Below are 14,910 nucleotides of genomic sequence, written 5' to 3' on the forward strand. Positions count from 1 at the left end.
CCGGAGGGAGAGGGTCAGGGTGGGGCACGTTGCGGGCGCTGCTTGCCCTCACCCCAGCCCTCTCCCAGGGGGAGAGGGAGCAACCGTCAGGCTGCGACGAATTCGTTCCACTTCCTCACCATGTATTCGTTCTCGTCCATGACTGCGTTCCAGCAGGCGATGCCGCCCATGCGTTCCTCGTAGCTGCCGCCGTCGCGCACCGCGCCGGCCTTGGCGATGACGTCGCCTTGCGGGCTCTTGATGTCCTGCGTCGCGGGCTTGCCTTCCATCCAGTAGGCCCACTCGTAGGGCTCCATCTTCGCCTTGGCGGTCTCCAGCACGGCGCTGTAGTAGCCCTGGCGATTGAGGTAGGCGCCAGCCCAGCCGTCGAGGAACCAGTTGATGAATTCATAGGCGCCGTCCAGCTTCTTTCCCGACAGTGTCGCCGGTAGCCCGAAGCCCGAGGCCCACGCGCGATAGCCTTCCTTCAGTGGCTGGAAGGTGCAGGCGATGCCCTTGCTGCGCACGGCCGTCACGGCGGGCGACCACATCGACTGGATCACCACCTCGCCCGAAGACATCAGGTTGACGGATTCGTTGAAGTCCTTCCACAGCGCGCGGAACTGCCCGGCCTTCTTGGCTTCGATCAGCGTCTTGATCGTGAGGTCGATCTCCGCCTTCGTCATGTTGCCCTTGTCGGCGTATTTGTGGATGCCCTTGGACTCCACCACCATCGCGGCGTCCATGATGCCGATCGACGGAATGTTCAGGATCGCGGCCTTGCCCTTGAACTCCGGGTTCAGCAACTCGGCCCACGAGCCGATGGGCCGTTTGATGAGGTCCGGCCGGATGCCCAGCGTGTCGGCGTTGTAGGTGGTCGGGATCAGCGACATGAACTGCGTCGGCGACTTGGAGAAGGCCTTGCTCTTCTCGCCTTCGAGGAAGATCACCTTGATCGGGGCAGTGCCCTGGTCGCCCACCTTCTTGCCGGCGACCTCGCCCTTGGTGAAGAGGGTGGTGATCTTGTCGGCGTTCTTCACGCGCTTGGTGTCGATGCCCTTGAGGTTGCCCGTGGGCACGATCTTCTTGAGCGAGAAGTACTCGGTGTCGATCAGGTCGAAGCTGTTCGGCGCGGTGACGGCACGCTTGGTGACGTCGTCGGTCGTGACGGCCACGTACTGGATCTCGATGCCGGTGTCGGCCTTGAACTTCTCGGCGATCGCCTTGTCCTGGTTGACCGCGGTGCCGAGGTAGCGCAGCACGATCTTTTCCTGCGCTTGGATCGCTGGGAACACGCCTGTCGCCAGGATGCCCGCGGTGCCCTGCAGCAGCGTGCGGCGCTGCACGCCGGTGGATGACGATTCGGTTTTTTTGGACATGGCAGGTCTCCTGGGAGGCAGTGATGAAGAGAGGGTGGAAAGGGAGAACGAAAGGCGGGGAGGACGCGCGGCCGCGTTCAGGCCGCCATCACCGCCAGCGCGGCCAGCGGTTCGTGGCGCGGGGGCGGCGTGCCGTTCGTCGTGCCGGAGGGTCGCGTGGCGCCCGGTCCGAGCGTGCGTGCATCGGCTTCGGCCCAGGTCAGGCGAACGCTGTCGCCGACTTGGTAGGTGCGCGTGACGAAGGCCTTTTCGGACAGCAGCACCGACACGCTGCTGCGTTCCGGCCTGACGCCGGTGAGGCGCAGGCCGAGCAGCACGTAGGTTCCCTGGTATTCGACGTCGGTCACGTGGGCCGGAACGCCGACTTCCCCGACCGCGCCCGTGGCCGGGACGATCTGCATGTGGTCGTTGCGCACGGCGATCAGTGCGTCGTGGACCGCGAACACGTTATGGCCACCCATGAAGCGCGCGACGAACTCGCTGGAAGGATGGTTGTAGACCTCGTGGGGCGAACCGACCTGCTCGATCAGTCCATGGTTCATCACCACCATGGTGTCGGCCAGCGCCATTGCTTCTTCCTGCGAGTGCGTGACGTGGATGAAGGTGAGACCGAGTTCCTTCTGCCAGCGGCGCAACTCGGCGCGCATCTGGATGCGCAGGAAGGGGTCGAGTGCGGAAAGCGGTTCGTCGAGCAACAGCACGCGCGGCTCGGTGATGAGGGCACGCGCCAGCGCGACACGCTGCTGCTGTCCGCCCGAAAGCTCGCCGGGCTTGCGTTCGGCCAGGTGCCCCATTGCGACGCGCTCGAGCAGGTTCCTGGCGCGCTTGTGGCGTTCGCTCTTCGAGACGCCTTTCATCTTGAGGCTGAAGGCGACGTTGTCGAGCGCCGACAGGTGCGGGAACAGCGCGAAGCTCTGGAACATCATCGCCGTGCCGCGCGCCGCGGCGGGCAGGTTGGTGATGTTGCGGTTGTCCAGCAGGATGTCCCCGCCGGACACCGATTCGTGCCCCGCGACCATGCGCAGCGTCGTGCTCTTGCCGCACCCGGAGGGGCCGAGCAGGCAGCAGTAGCTGCCGCTGGCGATCCGCAGGTCGATCTGGTCGACGGCGGGAGGCGCGCCGGCGGCGTAGCACTTGCTCAGTGCGACGATCTCAACGGCTGCGGGCGGAAGGGCGGTGACAGCATCCATTGATGCTGCTGGTGCAAGACATGTGCCAGCGATCCAGAGGGGTTCAGACCGGTCGATGCGCCGAGTTGGTGCGGCCGGAAGACTGCTTCAGGGTGGTGCGAAGCGCGCGGCGGCGACGTTCCGGAGCAGGGCATCGCGCTGGGGCTTGGTGATGCCGCGGACGCCTTCGGCGATGGTCTTCGCGCGGGCGGCGTCGATGTTGCCGTCGCGCTGCCATTTCTCGACCGTGACCGCCGGGTTGTGCAGCATGGCGGCGAGCCAGACGGCCTGGGCCGGTTCGAGGTTGCGGGCGCTGCGCTTGAAGTAGCGGCGCGCCGCGGATTCGGCGCCGCACAGGTTGGTGCCCCAGGGTGCGTTGTCCAGGTAGAGCTGGAGGATGCGCGCCTTGCCCAGCGTCTCTTCCATCTCGACCGCGTAGAGCAGTTCGCGCAGCTTTCGGTGGGCGCTGCGCTCGTCGCCGGTCACGAGGAGCTTGGCGAGCTGCTGGGTGAGGGTGCTGGCGCCGCGCTCGACCTGCGCCGCCTTCTGGTTGCTTTCGAGCGCGGGCATGAGTTCGGCAAGGTCGTAGCCCGGATGGGTGAAGAAGCGCTGGTCTTCCGCCGCGATGACCGAGCGGGCGAGCCAGCTGTCGTTCGTGAGCCGGCTTGGTGCACCGCAACTGGAGCGTGCATTGGCCATCGCCTCGGTGCCGAGTCCCTCGACGGTGAACTGCGCGATGCGGGGCTGGAGCGAAAAGGTGCCGGCGGGCAGCGCGACCTGCGCGTGCAGCCCGAAGGTGCCGCCGATGCGGGCGCGCTGCAGTTCGGCGAGGTCGGGCGCCAGTACCGCGTACCAGGCGGTGACCGGCGCGTCCGTCACGTTGATGTCGAGCATCAGGGTCTTCTGGGTGAGCCGGCCGTCCCAGCGGGCATGCAGGACGCCATCGTTCGCATAGTTCGCGACTGCGGGTGCCGGGCCCGGTGGCCAGGCGTCCAGGGCGCCGCCCAGCGTGGCGCCGTCGCGGCGCACCGTGGCGCGCAGGCGCTCGAGCCGGATGGGGGCCTCGCCGAGCGCAGGCACCGACGCGCTGCACGGTGCGCATTGCAGTTCCAGCGTTCCCGTGGGTTCGCTCCACCCGAAAAGGACCGTGCCGAAGTCGGTATTGACGGTGCGGCCCGCCAGCCAGGGCGCAAACCACGAAGAGGTGGCCAGCCGGATGGCCGTCGGCACGCCGATGTCGACGGAGACCGGCCCGGCCTTGACGCGCGCGGGCCATTCGTCGTGCCCGGGCGCAAGGGCCAGCTTGACGATCAGGTACGCGGCGACACCCGCCGTCAGCACCAGGGCCAGGGTTGCAAGAAGCAGGTAAAGCAGCGCTTTTTTCAGCAAATCTCTCTCACTCGATCCGTCTCGCCAGGGTCACAGCTTGCCATGGTCCGTTCGACCGACCGCTGGCCGCCGCCCAGTACCAGGCTGAAGTGTCGGTGAAAGCGACTCCCTGGGCATCGACGATCCGCTCGCAGACACGCATTTTCTGCGTGCCGTGGCGTTCGGCGACGAAACAGCGCCACAGTCGGGCATGGACGTCGCGTTCCAGGCGCGCCTGGGCGATGCCGTAGCCGAGTGCGCGGTAGCAATCGGCGGCGGGGTGGAGCATGCGTGTGGGTGCGTGGACCTGGCGCAGCACCATGACCTGCTCACCATCGGTCATGCGGGCGATCGCGCCGGGAAACTGCTGCGCGAAGCGCTGCTCGACTTCGCTGAGGGCCAAGGGGCGAAGCGGCACGCCGTCCCACTCGCTCGGCCATTCCTCGAAGACTGCTGTGGCAGCAGGTGCCACTGGCCGGTGGAAGGCGGAAGCGGCAGACCAGATCACGCAGAGCAGCATGACGATCCCGAAGACCGCCTTGTGGGCGATGCGATTGACGAAGCGGTTGGCGAGCCACCGTTCAACGAGCGGTATCGACATGGCGGCCTCCCGTGGAAGTGATCAAGCCGGGAATGGAGTCGCTGCCTGCGCCTTGCCGAGTGGTCTTGTCGAGTGTCATGACGCGAGCGATGCCGCCGCAGACCAATGCAAGCAGCACGAGACCGAACGCATCGTGCTGCCAGGGTGGCGGGGCGTGCCCTGCGGCTTCGAGTGCGACCAGGACGCTGTTGCGCGCGATGTTGCCGGCCAGCACCAGCAGGCCGACGACTGGCAGCCGCGCGAGAAAGGCGCGGTCGTCGCGTCCCGCCCACAGCGCCAAGACGCAGGCCGTGAAGTAGCCGAGCCAGGCCATCTGCACGCCGGAGCAGGGCGCATCGACGATCACCAGCTGCCCGTCGACCAGCAGGCTGCTGCCTTCGCGCGCGACGCTGAAGCCAGGTGCGAGCAGCCATCGGCTGGCTTCGGCCGTGATCACGCGCAGCGGATAGCCTGCATAGAACTGCAGCGAGGACAGCAGCGGCAGCGCCAGCACGGCGAGGCCGGCGACGGGGAGCGCTGCAACGCGCCGGGGAAGGAAGGCGAGCAGGCCGAAGGCGAAGGCCAGCACCGCCAGCAGGCTGGCCGCCAACGGCGGCAGCGCAGGCAGCGGACCGATGCCCGCGCGCAGCATCGTCGCCGCGAGCGTGCCGAAGGTGGCCAACGCCAGCCAGCCCAGACGCGGCGCGGGGCGCAGTTCGCGTCGCAAGGTCCACGTCAGCACCGCCAGGGCGGCGACCGCGAGCAGGCCGAGAGGATCGTCGGACCCGTCACGCATGCGCTGGGCCATCCAGGTCCAGACAGGGGTCAACGCTGCGGCCTGCAGGGCGAGCCATCCGGCGGCCGGCGCGCGGTCGAGATGAATGCCCCAGTCGATGATCCGGGGGTGCGTGCGTGCAAGCAGTGCGAGCGTCATGGCAATACCTCCTCAGGATGTGAAGCGTCGCGCATCGGTGCGACGCACGCGACGGCGCAGCATCGCCAGCATGGACAACACGACCGCGATCGCGCCCAGCATCTCGGGCTCCGGCGTGCTCGGTACTTCGGCGCCGAAGCTCTGGCCCACGGCCAACTCGCTCACACCCTTGGGCAGCGGCACCGGCTGGTCGACGCCGACGCTGTTCTGCGGCGCAGCATTGCGAACCACCTGGTCCACGGCAATGAAGCTCGTGTATTGCGTGAGCAGGCTGTAGCGAAGGCCGAGATCGGTGATGCGCTGCCTGAATGTGTCGCCGCCTTCCAGCGTCTCCTGGTCGCTCAGGCTCGCGATGCGATGGCGCGCCCACAGGCTGCGCAGTGCAGACGCGTCCTGGCGTGTGTGCGCGTCGACCTTGAGTTCCTGCCTGTAGGGGCCTTCGGCACCGCGACCTTCGATCACGACGCGGCCCCTGGCTTCGCCGCGCCACTTGCCGAACACGATCACCGGCCGCTCGCCGAGCACGTCGGGGAGTTCGGAGGGTTCCACGTCGTAGACGTCGAGTCCTTCGAAGCGGGCCCTCACGCTGGTGAGCACCGGCGACTCGATCATCCGGCGGAAGCGCGCCGCCTGTTCGGGCGCCTGCACTGGGTCGGTGATGATGAAGGGCTCGCCCATGCCGGCGCGGGCGATGCCTTCCATCAGGTGCCGGTTGACCGACGAGCCGATGCCGAAAGCGAAGACGTTGGCCTTGGAAAGATTCTTGCGGACCAATTCGAAGGCCTCGCTCTCGACCGTGACGTAGCCGTCGGTCACCACAACGATCGTGCGCGAGACCTCATCGGACTTGGGCTCGGCGTACGCGCGCTTCAGGGCCGGTATCAGCTCCGTGCTGCCGCCGCCGTTGTAGTTGCGCAGGGTGGCGAGTGCCTGCTCGATGTTCGCGCGCGTCGCCGGTACGGAGTGCGGCGACAGCATCCGGTTGCTGCCCGAGAACAGCAGCACGTTGAAGGTGTCGTTGGGACGCAATCCGCCGATCAGCCGCTCCAGCACGACCTTCGCGGTGTCGAGCGGAAAGCCGTGCATCGAGCCCGAGATGTCGACCACGAAGATGTAGTCGCGCGGCGAGATGGCGCTGGCGGCCACCGACCGGGGTGGTTCGACCATCGCGAGGAAGAAGTTCTCGGCCTTGTCCCCTTGGCCCTTGTAGAGCATCAGCCCCGACTCGATGCGTTCGCCCGCGAGCCGGTAGTCGAGCACGAAGTCGCGGTTGTCCGCGGGCTCGCTGCTGCGGGCCAGCGCGATGTCGGCATGCTCGTTGCCATCGCGTTGGCGAACGTCGATGGCATGCGTGAGGGATCGAACTTCCTTGATGCCCAACGGCGTGTCGAGTGCGACCTTGAGATTGAAGCTCGTGTTCGGTGCGACGTCTGCGCGAAGCACCGGCTGCGCCACCCACGGGGCCTGCGCATTCTGTGACTGCGGACTGTTGTAGCGTGGCCCCACCACCGTCGGAAAGACGAACTGGTAGTTGCCGCCCTGGGGAACCAGCAGTTCGGTATAGCGCAGCTCCACCTTGACGACGTCACCCGGCAGGATGTTCGCGACGTTCATCTGGAACACGTTGGGCAGGTGCTGTTCGAGCAGCGCGGCCGTCTTGCCTTCCTTCTTCGCCGTGTCGTACTCGATGCGAGCCTGCTCCTTCTCGCGGATCTGCGCAGTGATGAGCCGGTCGCCCAGCCGCACGTTGAGGCCGCCGACCGTCGCCTTGGTGGAGCCCGGGAACACATACCGCGCCTCGATCGCGCGGCGCCCTTCGTTGCGATAGGTCTGCGTGACGGTGACATCCGCGATCACGCCCGAGATCTTCACGTCGACTTCCGTACCCTTGAGCGGAAGACGATCGGTATCGGGATCTTCGCTCTTCACGAAGAAGTACGGGCTTTCGGTCTTCAGTCGCGGGCCCGGCGCTTCCTGTGCGTGCACGGGCCGCGCGACCAGCATGACGAAGCAGGTGGTTGCGATGCCCAGCGTGCTGAGCCAGAGCCAGCGGCCGGGGCGGGGTATGGAGCTTTCCATGACTTGGGTCCTTGTCCCTCGAGGGGTGTCGTGCAACGGTGCACGGGAGCCAATGTCGCGGTCCGCCGAGAAGGCAGTTGGAAGCCTGTTCGAAGCTTTCGGCGTTGTGTGAAGTCTGTGTGAAGTGATGTCCAGGGAGGACTTCACACGCCCTTCGGCTCCGTCCGGGAGGATTAGGGCTTCATCCCTTATGCCGATGAGCGTGGGAACTCGAGAAGCCGGCGCGGCTCCTACCGCGGTCGACGGCGCTATCCAATCGATAGCAACTCATGCCCATCTGCCGTGAGGATTCTCTCAATTTCTACCGCGTCGACCCTTCACTTCTGCCATGTCCAAAACATCACCTTCCAGCGGGCCGGCGCGCACGGTCCGGTCGATCCGTCTTCGACGCATTGCCCTGTGGGGCGGCGGCGTCGCCGCCGCGGGCGCACTCGTTCTGCTAATTGCTGCAGGCATCGCCGCGGTCACGATCTATCCGAAGCTGCCGAACATTTCCGATCTCGCCGACTATCGGCCCAAGCTGCCGTTGCGGGTCTATTCGGCCGAGGGCAGCCTTCTTGGCGAATTCGGCGAAGAGCGCCGCAATCTCACGCCCTTCGCGGCCATTCCGAAGGTGATGAAGGACGCCGTGCTCGCCGTCGAGGATGCGCGCTTCTATGACCATGGCGGGGTCGACTACAAGGGCTTCATGCGCGCGGCCGTGGCGAGCCTGAAAGGCGGAAGAAAGCAGGGCGCTTCCACGATCACGATGCAGGTGGCGCGCAACGTCTACCTGAGCTCGGAGCGGACGCTCAGCCGCAAGACCTACGAGATCCTGCTGGCCCTGCGGCTCGAGCAGGAACTCACCAAGGACCAGATCCTCGAGATCTACCTGAACCAGATCTACCTGGGCAATCGCGCCTACGGTTTCGCGGCAGCGTCGGAAGCCTACTTCGGCAAGCCATTGCAGAACATCACGATTGCCGAGGCCGCCATGCTGGCGGGTCTGCCCAAGGCACCGGGCACCAACAATCCGGTGAGCAATCCGCGCCGGGCGCGTGCACGCCAGCTCTACGTGATCGACCGCATGCAAGAGACCGGCTTCATCACCTCCGAGCAGGCTGCCGAGGCGAAGCAGGAAGAGCTTCACCTGCGCGACGCGGCCGACCCGGATCGCCTGCATGCGGAGTACGTGGCCGAGACCGTTCGACAGATGATGCACGCGCAGTACGGCGACAGCATCTACACGAGCGGCCTCAAGGTCTACACGACGCTGGTCGCGGCCGATCAGTCGGCAGCCTACAAGTCGCTGCGCAAGGGCATCATGGATTACGAGCGCCGGCAGGCCTATCGCGGTCCCGAGCAGTTCGTGGACCTGCCCACCGACTCGAAGGAGCTCGATGATGCGGTGGACGATGCCCTGTCCAGTCACCCTGACAACGGGGACGTGATCTCGGCCGTGGTACTGCAGGCGAGCAACAAGGGGGTGGTCGCGGTTCGTGCCAACGGGGAGACGCTTCAGATCAACGGCGATGGCTTGAAGCCCGCGCAGTGGGGTTTGTCCGAGAAGGCGGCGCCTGCCATCAGGATCCGCCGCGGCGCGGTGATCCGCGTTGCGAAGACGCCGAAGAACACCTGGGAGATCACCCAACTGCCGGAAGTGGAAGCGGCCTTCGTCGGCCTCGATCCACGGACGGGGGCCATCAAGGCGCTGGTGGGTGGTTTCGACTACGGCAAGAACAAGTTCAACCACGTGACGCAGGCATGGCGGCAGCCGGGTTCGAGCTTCAAGCCCTTCATCTATTCGGCGGCGCTGGAGAAAGGCTTCACGCCGAGCACGGTCGTCAACGATGCGCCTCTGTACTTCGAAGCCGGCGCCGGCGGCCAGGCTTGGGAGCCGAAGAACTACGACGGCACCTATGAAGGCCCGATGTCGCTGCGTCGCGCGCTGCAGCAGTCGAAGAACCTGGTCACCATCCGCGTCCTGCAGTCCATTGGTGCGCCCTATGCACAGGACTGGATCACCCGATTCGGCTTCGACCGCGACAAGCATCCGGCGAACCTGCCGATGGCGCTTGGCGCCGGCTCGGTCACGCCGATGCAGATGGCCGCAGCGTACTCGGTGTTCGCCAACGGCGGCTTTCGCGTCACGCCCTATCTCGTCACGCGCGTCACGGACATGAAGGACAAGGTCCTGCTCGAAACCGAGCCGCCGGTGCTCGACGAGGAGCGGCGCGCCATTCCGGAGCGCAATGCCTTTGTCATGAGTTCGATGCTGCAGAGTGTGGTCAATGGCGGCACCGCGATCAAGGCGCGCCAGGCGCTCAAGCGCGACGACCTCTACGGCAAGACCGGGACGACCAACGATTCCTTCGACACCTGGTTCGCGGGTTTCCAGCCGACGATGGTCGGCGTCGCCTGGGTGGGCTACGACACGCCGCGCCAACTCGGCGTTCGTGGCGAAACGGGCGGCAGCCTGAGCCTGCCGATCTGGACGGGCTACATGCAGACTGCCCTCAAGGGCGTGCCCGTCAGCGAACCGTCGGTACCGGGTGGCGTGCTTCGCGTCGATGGTGACTGGTACTTCGACGACTATGCGCCTGGTCGCAGCGTGGCCAGCCTGGGCATGGACACCAGCGCGCCGCTGCCACCGGTCGAGGACCTGGCGGGCGTGCCCGTGAGTCCGCCGGCCGCGCCCGAGGAGCGCAGCCGCATCCTCGACTTCTTCAGGTAGAGGTCATCGCGGACGAAGAGGGGCGGGGGTATCTACACTCCACATCCCCTTCCTCGTACGCTGTCATGGAATCTCTCACCCTGGTAGCGCTGATCCTCATCGGCGCCTACCTCCTCAAGTCCCGCGACCAGAAGCAGCGCATCGCGCTCCTGGCGAGCCACCTGGGCAACTACCAGATCGAGAAGCTCATGGAGAACCTCACCGAGGGCTACCTGCGCTGCCTCGGCGAAGACGATCCCGCGCGTCGCGAGCAGATCTGGGCCCTGCTGGACACCACCGAGGAAAAGCTGTCGGCGCAGTTCGACGCCTTCGCCGTCGAGTTCTCACGGGTCGGCGAATCGGAGGCGCGTGTGAGCAAGTTTCCGGTGGCGATCCCCTATGTGGATCGGCTGCTTCCGGGCGCTTCCTTCGACTTGCGCAAGGCCTTTGCCATTCATGCGCGCGGCATCTCCGAAGTCATGAAGAACGGCGCCGGCCGCAGCGCCAAGGCCAAGGCTTTCACCATGTCGGCCGAACTCTTCCTGATGCAACACACCTGCCACTGGTTCTGCAAGTCGAAGACGGTTGCCTCGGCGCGGATGCTTGCGCGGCACAAGACGTCCTACCAGCAGGTGGTCGAAGCGGTGAGTCCCGAAACGCGCAATGCGTACCGCGCCCTGATCGGTCAGTGATTCGACAGCAGCGGCAGCGTGAGGGTCGCGAGGGCGCCGCCGCGCGGTGCGTTCGCCAGATCAACGCGGCCGCGATGCAGCGTCGCGATTTCTTTCACGAAGGCGAGGCCGAGGCCGGTGCTCTTCTTCTGGTTGTGCGGTCGGGCGAGGGAGTAGAACTTCTCGAACACCTTGTCCTTCGCGTAGTCCGGAATGCCCTTGCCGCGATCGCGCACGCTGATCCTGGCCTGGCGCGAACTGGTTTCGAGCGCGAGCAGCACCTCGGCGCCGGAAGGCGAGAAGTCGATGGCGTTGTCGAGCAGATTGCTGACCGCGCGGCGCAGCAGGAAGGGATCGCCCTCGACGCGCGCTTCGGCGTGGATCGCCACGTTGACGCGAATGTCCCGCGCCGCCGCTGCGGCCTGCGCGCCGGCAGCGACGTCCTGAAGCAGCGGCGCCAATGCGACCACTTCGCTGCGCTCCAGCGCACGCCGCGCCTCGAGCGCGGTGAGTTCCATCATGCGATCGACGATCTCCTGGATGCGCTGCGTCTCGTGCGCGATGTTGGCGAGGAAGCGCTCGCGCTCCGCCTGCGGCATCGAGGGTTCCTGGATCAGCTCGACCGCTCCACGGATCGCCGACAGCGGGCTCTTGATCTCGTGGGTGAAGGTCTGCACGTAGTCGGCAACGTAGTTGCGACCGGTGAGCGCGTCGCGCATCTCGTGGACGCCGCTGCGCAGTGTGTCGAAGGCCCGGCGCACCATGCGCGACAGGCTCGGGTCGCGCTGACTGCGCAGCCAGCCGAGGTAATCGGAAATCAGGCCGAAGGGCCGCACCAGCCAGATGGACACGATGATCGCCAGCACCAGCAGCGCGAAGGCGGAGCCGACGCCAACCCAGAGCGTGCGTGCGCGCGCATCCTGCACGAACTGGCCGAAGCTCTGCACCGGCTTGCCGACGCTGACCATGCCGACGATCTCGTTGTCCCAGCGCACCGGCGCGCCGACGTACATCACGGAAGTCATCGGGTCGCCCGCGATGTCACGCGAGGTGCGCGCGCCATAGACGCCAGCCAGCGAGCGGCTGACGTCGCTGCGCTGCGAGTAGTCGGCGCCGGTGCTGCGGCCCACCGAGTCGAAGAGCACGCGGCCATTGCGGTCCGTGACGTACACGCGCAATTCGACGTGGCTCTTGTGCAGGTTGTAGATCTGCGCGGAGAACTGACGTGCGTAGACGGACCGGAACAGCGGCTCCAGCCGCGCGGTGTTGATGGCACCGGCGATCACGTCCTGCTCGATGAGGCTGGCGAGCAGCTGCGAGGTCTCCACCAGCGACTCTTCGGCCGATTCACGGTAGCGCGGGTCGATGTCCGCGACGACGCGATAAAGCAGGAAGGCGATGCCTGCCGTGTAGATCAGCAGGATGCCGATGAAGATGCGCGTTCTGCGGGTCACACGCTCGGCGGCAGCTCTTCGTTGAGTGCGTAGCCCGTGCCGCGCAGCGTGCGGATCGGCTCGACGTCGGGCGCGACTGCCTTGAGCTTGGCGCGCAGCGTCTTGATGTGGGCGTCCACCGTGCGGTCGAAACTGTCGCTCGCCTCGTCCCACACCTGACTCAGCAGTTCGTCGCGCGTGAACACCCGGCCGGGACGCTGGACCATGAGGCGCAGCAGCCCGTATTCGTAGCGCGAGAGATCGAGCAGGCGGCCGTAATAGCGGATCTGCATGCGATCGACGTCGAGGGCGAAGGGCGCGGGCGCTGGTGTGCTGGCGGGGCTGATTGTCGGTGGGCCCTGCTGCGTGCGGCCGCTGCGCCGCAGGATCGTTCGAACGCGGGCCACGAGTTCGCGGGGCGAGAAAGGTTTGGCGATGTAGTCGTCCGCGCCGAGTTCAAGGCCGACGACGCGATCGATCTCGTCGCTGCGCGCGGTGAGGAACAGCATCGGCACTTCGGCGCCGGCGGGCAATTTCTGGAGACGCTTGAAGAGCTCGAAACCGTTCATGTCGGGCAGCCCCACGTCGAGAATCGCGAGCGCTGGCGGCTCGGCGGCGAACTGTGCGATCGCCTCTTCGGCGGTCGGGCACCACACCGGGACGAAGCCGTCGGTCCGAAGCACGTATTGCAGGGTGTCGGCGATGCCGGATTCGTCTTCGGCGATGAGGATCCGCGGGTGAGCAGGCATGGCCCGGATGGTAGCGGGCCGGAACCTTTGCGACGTGGAAGAAACGAACGGAGCCGAACATTCCTGAGGACCGACTTCATGACCCCATCCGAAACCAAGGCCATCGTCACGCTGAGCTTGCTGGCCGCCTTCGTCGACGGCGAGAAGCACGAGCGGGAGCGCGCAGAGATCAAGCGCATCGCCGAGGGCCTCTCGCAAGCGGACGGCGTGCACCTTCCGACGCTCTACCAGGACGTCCTGATGAAACGCGTAGACCTGGCCGGCGTGACGGCGCAACTGCAGAGCGACGATGCCGGGCAACTGGCCTACGAGATGGCGGTGTGTGTCTGCGATGCCGACGGATCGCAGTCCGAAGCCGAGCGCAAGTTCCTGGCGCAGGTCCGCACCGCGCTCCGGCTCGACACGCCGGCCGCGCAGCAGTTCGATCAGGACGCCGAAGCGATCGCGGCCGTGCCGCTGACGTCCGCTGCCGTCCCGGCGCCCGCTCCCGCTGGCGGTCCGAGGCCCGCTTCGACAGTGCCCGATGCGGAACTCGACCAGGCGATCCTCAACGCGGCGATCCTGAACGGCGCGCTCGAACTGTTGCCCGAGACGCTTTCGACGATGGCGATCATTCCCCTGCAGATGAAGCTGGTCTACCGCATCGGGCAGGCCTATGGCTATCAGCTCGACAGCGGCCACGTGAAGGACTTCCTGGCCACTGTCGGTGTGGGCCTCACATCGCAGTATCTCGAGCAGGCCGGTCGCAAGCTGCTGGGTGGATTGCTCGGGAAAGTCGGTGGCGGTTTGCTGCGCGGCGTGGGCAAGCAGGCCGTGAGTTCGGGCATGAGCTTCGCCACCACCTATGCGCTGGGCCATGTGGCGAAGCGCTACTACGCGGGCGGCCGCACGCTGTCGACGCAGATGCTGAAAGACGCCTACGCGAACGTGACGCAGGAGGCACAGGGCCTCCAGTCGCGCTACCTGCCGGCCATGCAGGAAAAGGCCCAAACGCTCGACGCGGGAAAGATCCTGTCGATGGTGCGCGGCGCGTAGGGTGCGTGACGCCGTTGCTCAGTGCAGGTCGAAGCAGCAGCCCGCATAGAAGGCCTTGTCGCCGCCTTCCACGAAAGGCACTTCGATCGGCTTGCCCTCGTTGCGCCACGCATCGCGTCGCTTGTAGCCGGACGCGGCCAGGTCCGCCAGGAGTTCGTCGTGATGCTGGATCCGGTAGGGACACACGGCGAATCCGATGCTGTTGAGCGTATAGAGCGTCCGCTCCTCATGGACCGCTGCCGTGTTGATCACGATACGCCGGGGCTTCGCGGGGAGCTGGGCGATGATTTCCGAGATGCGCAAGGGCAGGTACTGCAGGCTGCCTGATGCATAGAGCACGTCAAAGCCACTGGCATCGCGAAAGTCCGTGGTAAAGCTCAATTGGTCGGTTGCTTCACGCTGGACGGCCAGGTCCTGGCCGGTCTTCACGACACCGGGCACGTCGCAGACCGTCCAACGCAGGTCCGCCGGAAAGGGCAGCACGCGACGGAACGCGTAGTACTTGATGCCCACGTGCCCGCCCAGGTCGAACACGCTGCGCATGCCGTCGTCCAGCGCGCGGCTCAGCCAGAAGAGGCCCGGGTAGTCGTAGAAGTAAACCTGATGGCTGTAGAGCGCCTTGGCGGCCTCGGCGTTGTCGTAGCCGATCGCCTTGGAGGGGGGCGCGCCGGCTTCGGCGGCTGCAAAGCTCTCGAAGGAGCCCATGAAGAGGTTCTCTTCACGGTTCTCCAGGAACTTGCGACGGTAGGCGGCTTCCCGGACGGAGGAGGGCAGCAGACTCGACAGCATGGGACCCCTTTGGTGTCAATGTGAAATGCCGTACGCATTTTGCACTTTGAAAC

12 protein-coding genes are annotated in these 14,910 nt (G+C 66.2%); 3 read left to right on the top strand and 9 right to left on the bottom strand.

Translation table 11 applies throughout. The features are described from left to right. Nucleotides 1-86: 86 nt before the first annotated feature. The 6 genes from AC1D3B_RS14295 to AC1D3B_RS14320 form a co-directional block, all read right to left on the bottom strand. Nucleotides 87-1,358, bottom strand: coding sequence for an ABC transporter substrate-binding protein (locus AC1D3B_RS14295; RefSeq protein ID WP_478191324.1), 1,272 nt, complete (start codon nucleotides 1,356-1,358; stop codon nucleotides 87-89). A 77-nt stretch (nucleotides 1,359-1,435) separates the two neighbouring features. Next, nucleotides 1,436-2,548, bottom strand: coding sequence for an ABC transporter ATP-binding protein (locus AC1D3B_RS14300; RefSeq protein ID WP_478191325.1), 1,113 nt, complete (start codon nucleotides 2,546-2,548; stop codon nucleotides 1,436-1,438). An 87-nt stretch (nucleotides 2,549-2,635) separates the two neighbouring features. Then, nucleotides 2,636-3,916 (bottom strand): biosynthetic peptidoglycan transglycosylase, encoded by a 1,281-nt coding sequence (locus tag AC1D3B_RS14305; RefSeq protein WP_478191326.1) that lies wholly within the window; start codon nucleotides 3,914-3,916, stop codon nucleotides 2,636-2,638. A 7-nt stretch (nucleotides 3,917-3,923) separates the two neighbouring features. Further along, entirely contained in the window at nucleotides 3,924-4,496 is a 573-nt protein-coding gene (locus AC1D3B_RS14310) for a hypothetical protein (RefSeq protein ID WP_478191327.1), read from the bottom strand. Next, entirely contained in the window at nucleotides 4,477-5,409 is a 933-nt protein-coding gene (xrtQ, locus tag AC1D3B_RS14315) for an exosortase Q (RefSeq protein ID WP_478191328.1), read from the bottom strand. Before xrtQ ends, AC1D3B_RS14310 begins: the two co-directional genes overlap by 20 nt. Before the next feature lie 12 nt (nucleotides 5,410-5,421). Further along, nucleotides 5,422-7,488, bottom strand: coding sequence for a VIT and vWA domain-containing protein (locus tag AC1D3B_RS14320; protein ID WP_478191329.1), 2,067 nt, complete (start codon nucleotides 7,486-7,488; stop codon nucleotides 5,422-5,424). A 328-nt stretch (nucleotides 7,489-7,816) separates the two neighbouring features. On the opposite strand from AC1D3B_RS14320, the gene AC1D3B_RS14325 reads away from it, so the two are divergent. Together AC1D3B_RS14325 and AC1D3B_RS14330 are read left to right on the top strand one after the other, a co-directional pair. Further along, nucleotides 7,817-10,201: a penicillin-binding protein 1A gene (locus tag AC1D3B_RS14325; RefSeq protein WP_478191330.1), complete on the top strand. Its 2,385-nt coding sequence runs from the start codon at nucleotides 7,817-7,819 to the stop codon at nucleotides 10,199-10,201. Nucleotides 10,202-10,266: 65 nt separating this feature from the next. Then, nucleotides 10,267-10,872, top strand: coding sequence for a hypothetical protein (locus AC1D3B_RS14330; RefSeq protein WP_478191331.1), 606 nt, complete (start codon nucleotides 10,267-10,269; stop codon nucleotides 10,870-10,872). Here AC1D3B_RS14330 and creC read toward each other — a convergent pair. Both creC and creB read right to left on the bottom strand, forming a co-directional pair. Continuing rightward, nucleotides 10,866-12,305: a two-component system sensor histidine kinase CreC gene (gene creC / locus AC1D3B_RS14335; protein WP_478191332.1), complete on the bottom strand. Its 1,440-nt coding sequence runs from the start codon at nucleotides 12,303-12,305 to the stop codon at nucleotides 10,866-10,868. The genes AC1D3B_RS14330 and creC overlap by 7 nt on opposite strands. Further along, nucleotides 12,302-13,033, bottom strand: a complete 732-nt coding sequence (creB, locus tag AC1D3B_RS14340) for a two-component system response regulator CreB (protein ID WP_478191333.1) — start codon at nucleotides 13,031-13,033, stop codon at nucleotides 12,302-12,304. Before creB ends, creC begins: the two co-directional genes overlap by 4 nt. Nucleotides 13,034-13,111: 78 nt before the next feature. Between creB and AC1D3B_RS14345 the strand changes: the two genes are divergently transcribed. Further along, nucleotides 13,112-14,068, top strand: coding sequence for a YcjF family protein (locus tag AC1D3B_RS14345; RefSeq protein WP_478191334.1), 957 nt, complete (start codon nucleotides 13,112-13,114; stop codon nucleotides 14,066-14,068). An 18-nt stretch (nucleotides 14,069-14,086) separates the two neighbouring features. Here AC1D3B_RS14345 and AC1D3B_RS14350 read toward each other — a convergent pair whose 3' ends face one another. Continuing rightward, nucleotides 14,087-14,857, bottom strand: a complete 771-nt coding sequence (locus tag AC1D3B_RS14350; RefSeq protein WP_478191335.1) for a TIGR04325 family methyltransferase — start codon at nucleotides 14,855-14,857, stop codon at nucleotides 14,087-14,089. Between the last annotated feature and the right edge of the window lie 53 nt (nucleotides 14,858-14,910).

The organism is Variovorax sp. P5_A3 (assembly GCF_056400665.1).

Excerpts from the sequence above, each read along its gene's own strand:
- creB (WP_478191333.1), bottom strand. The coding sequence starts at position 13,033 with ATGCCTGCTCACCCGCGGATCCTCATCGCCGAAGACGAATCCGGCATC.
- xrtQ (WP_478191328.1), bottom strand. The coding sequence starts at position 5,409 with ATGACGCTCGCACTGCTTGCACGCACGCACCCCCGGATCATCGACTGG.
- AC1D3B_RS14300 (WP_478191325.1), bottom strand. The coding sequence starts at position 2,548 with ATGGATGCTGTCACCGCCCTTCCGCCCGCAGCCGTTGAGATCGTCGCA.
- AC1D3B_RS14325 (WP_478191330.1), top strand. The coding sequence starts at position 7,817 with ATGTCCAAAACATCACCTTCCAGCGGGCCGGCGCGCACGGTCCGGTCG.
- AC1D3B_RS14295 (WP_478191324.1), bottom strand. The coding sequence starts at position 1,358 with ATGTCCAAAAAAACCGAATCGTCATCCACCGGCGTGCAGCGCCGCACG.
- AC1D3B_RS14320 (WP_478191329.1), bottom strand. The coding sequence starts at position 7,488 with ATGGAAAGCTCCATACCCCGCCCCGGCCGCTGGCTCTGGCTCAGCACG.
- AC1D3B_RS14345 (WP_478191334.1), top strand. The coding sequence starts at position 13,112 with ATGACCCCATCCGAAACCAAGGCCATCGTCACGCTGAGCTTGCTGGCC.
- AC1D3B_RS14350 (WP_478191335.1), bottom strand. The coding sequence starts at position 14,857 with ATGCTGTCGAGTCTGCTGCCCTCCTCCGTCCGGGAAGCCGCCTACCGT.
- AC1D3B_RS14310 (WP_478191327.1), bottom strand. The coding sequence starts at position 4,496 with ATGTCGATACCGCTCGTTGAACGGTGGCTCGCCAACCGCTTCGTCAAT.
- AC1D3B_RS14330 (WP_478191331.1), top strand. The coding sequence starts at position 10,267 with ATGGAATCTCTCACCCTGGTAGCGCTGATCCTCATCGGCGCCTACCTC.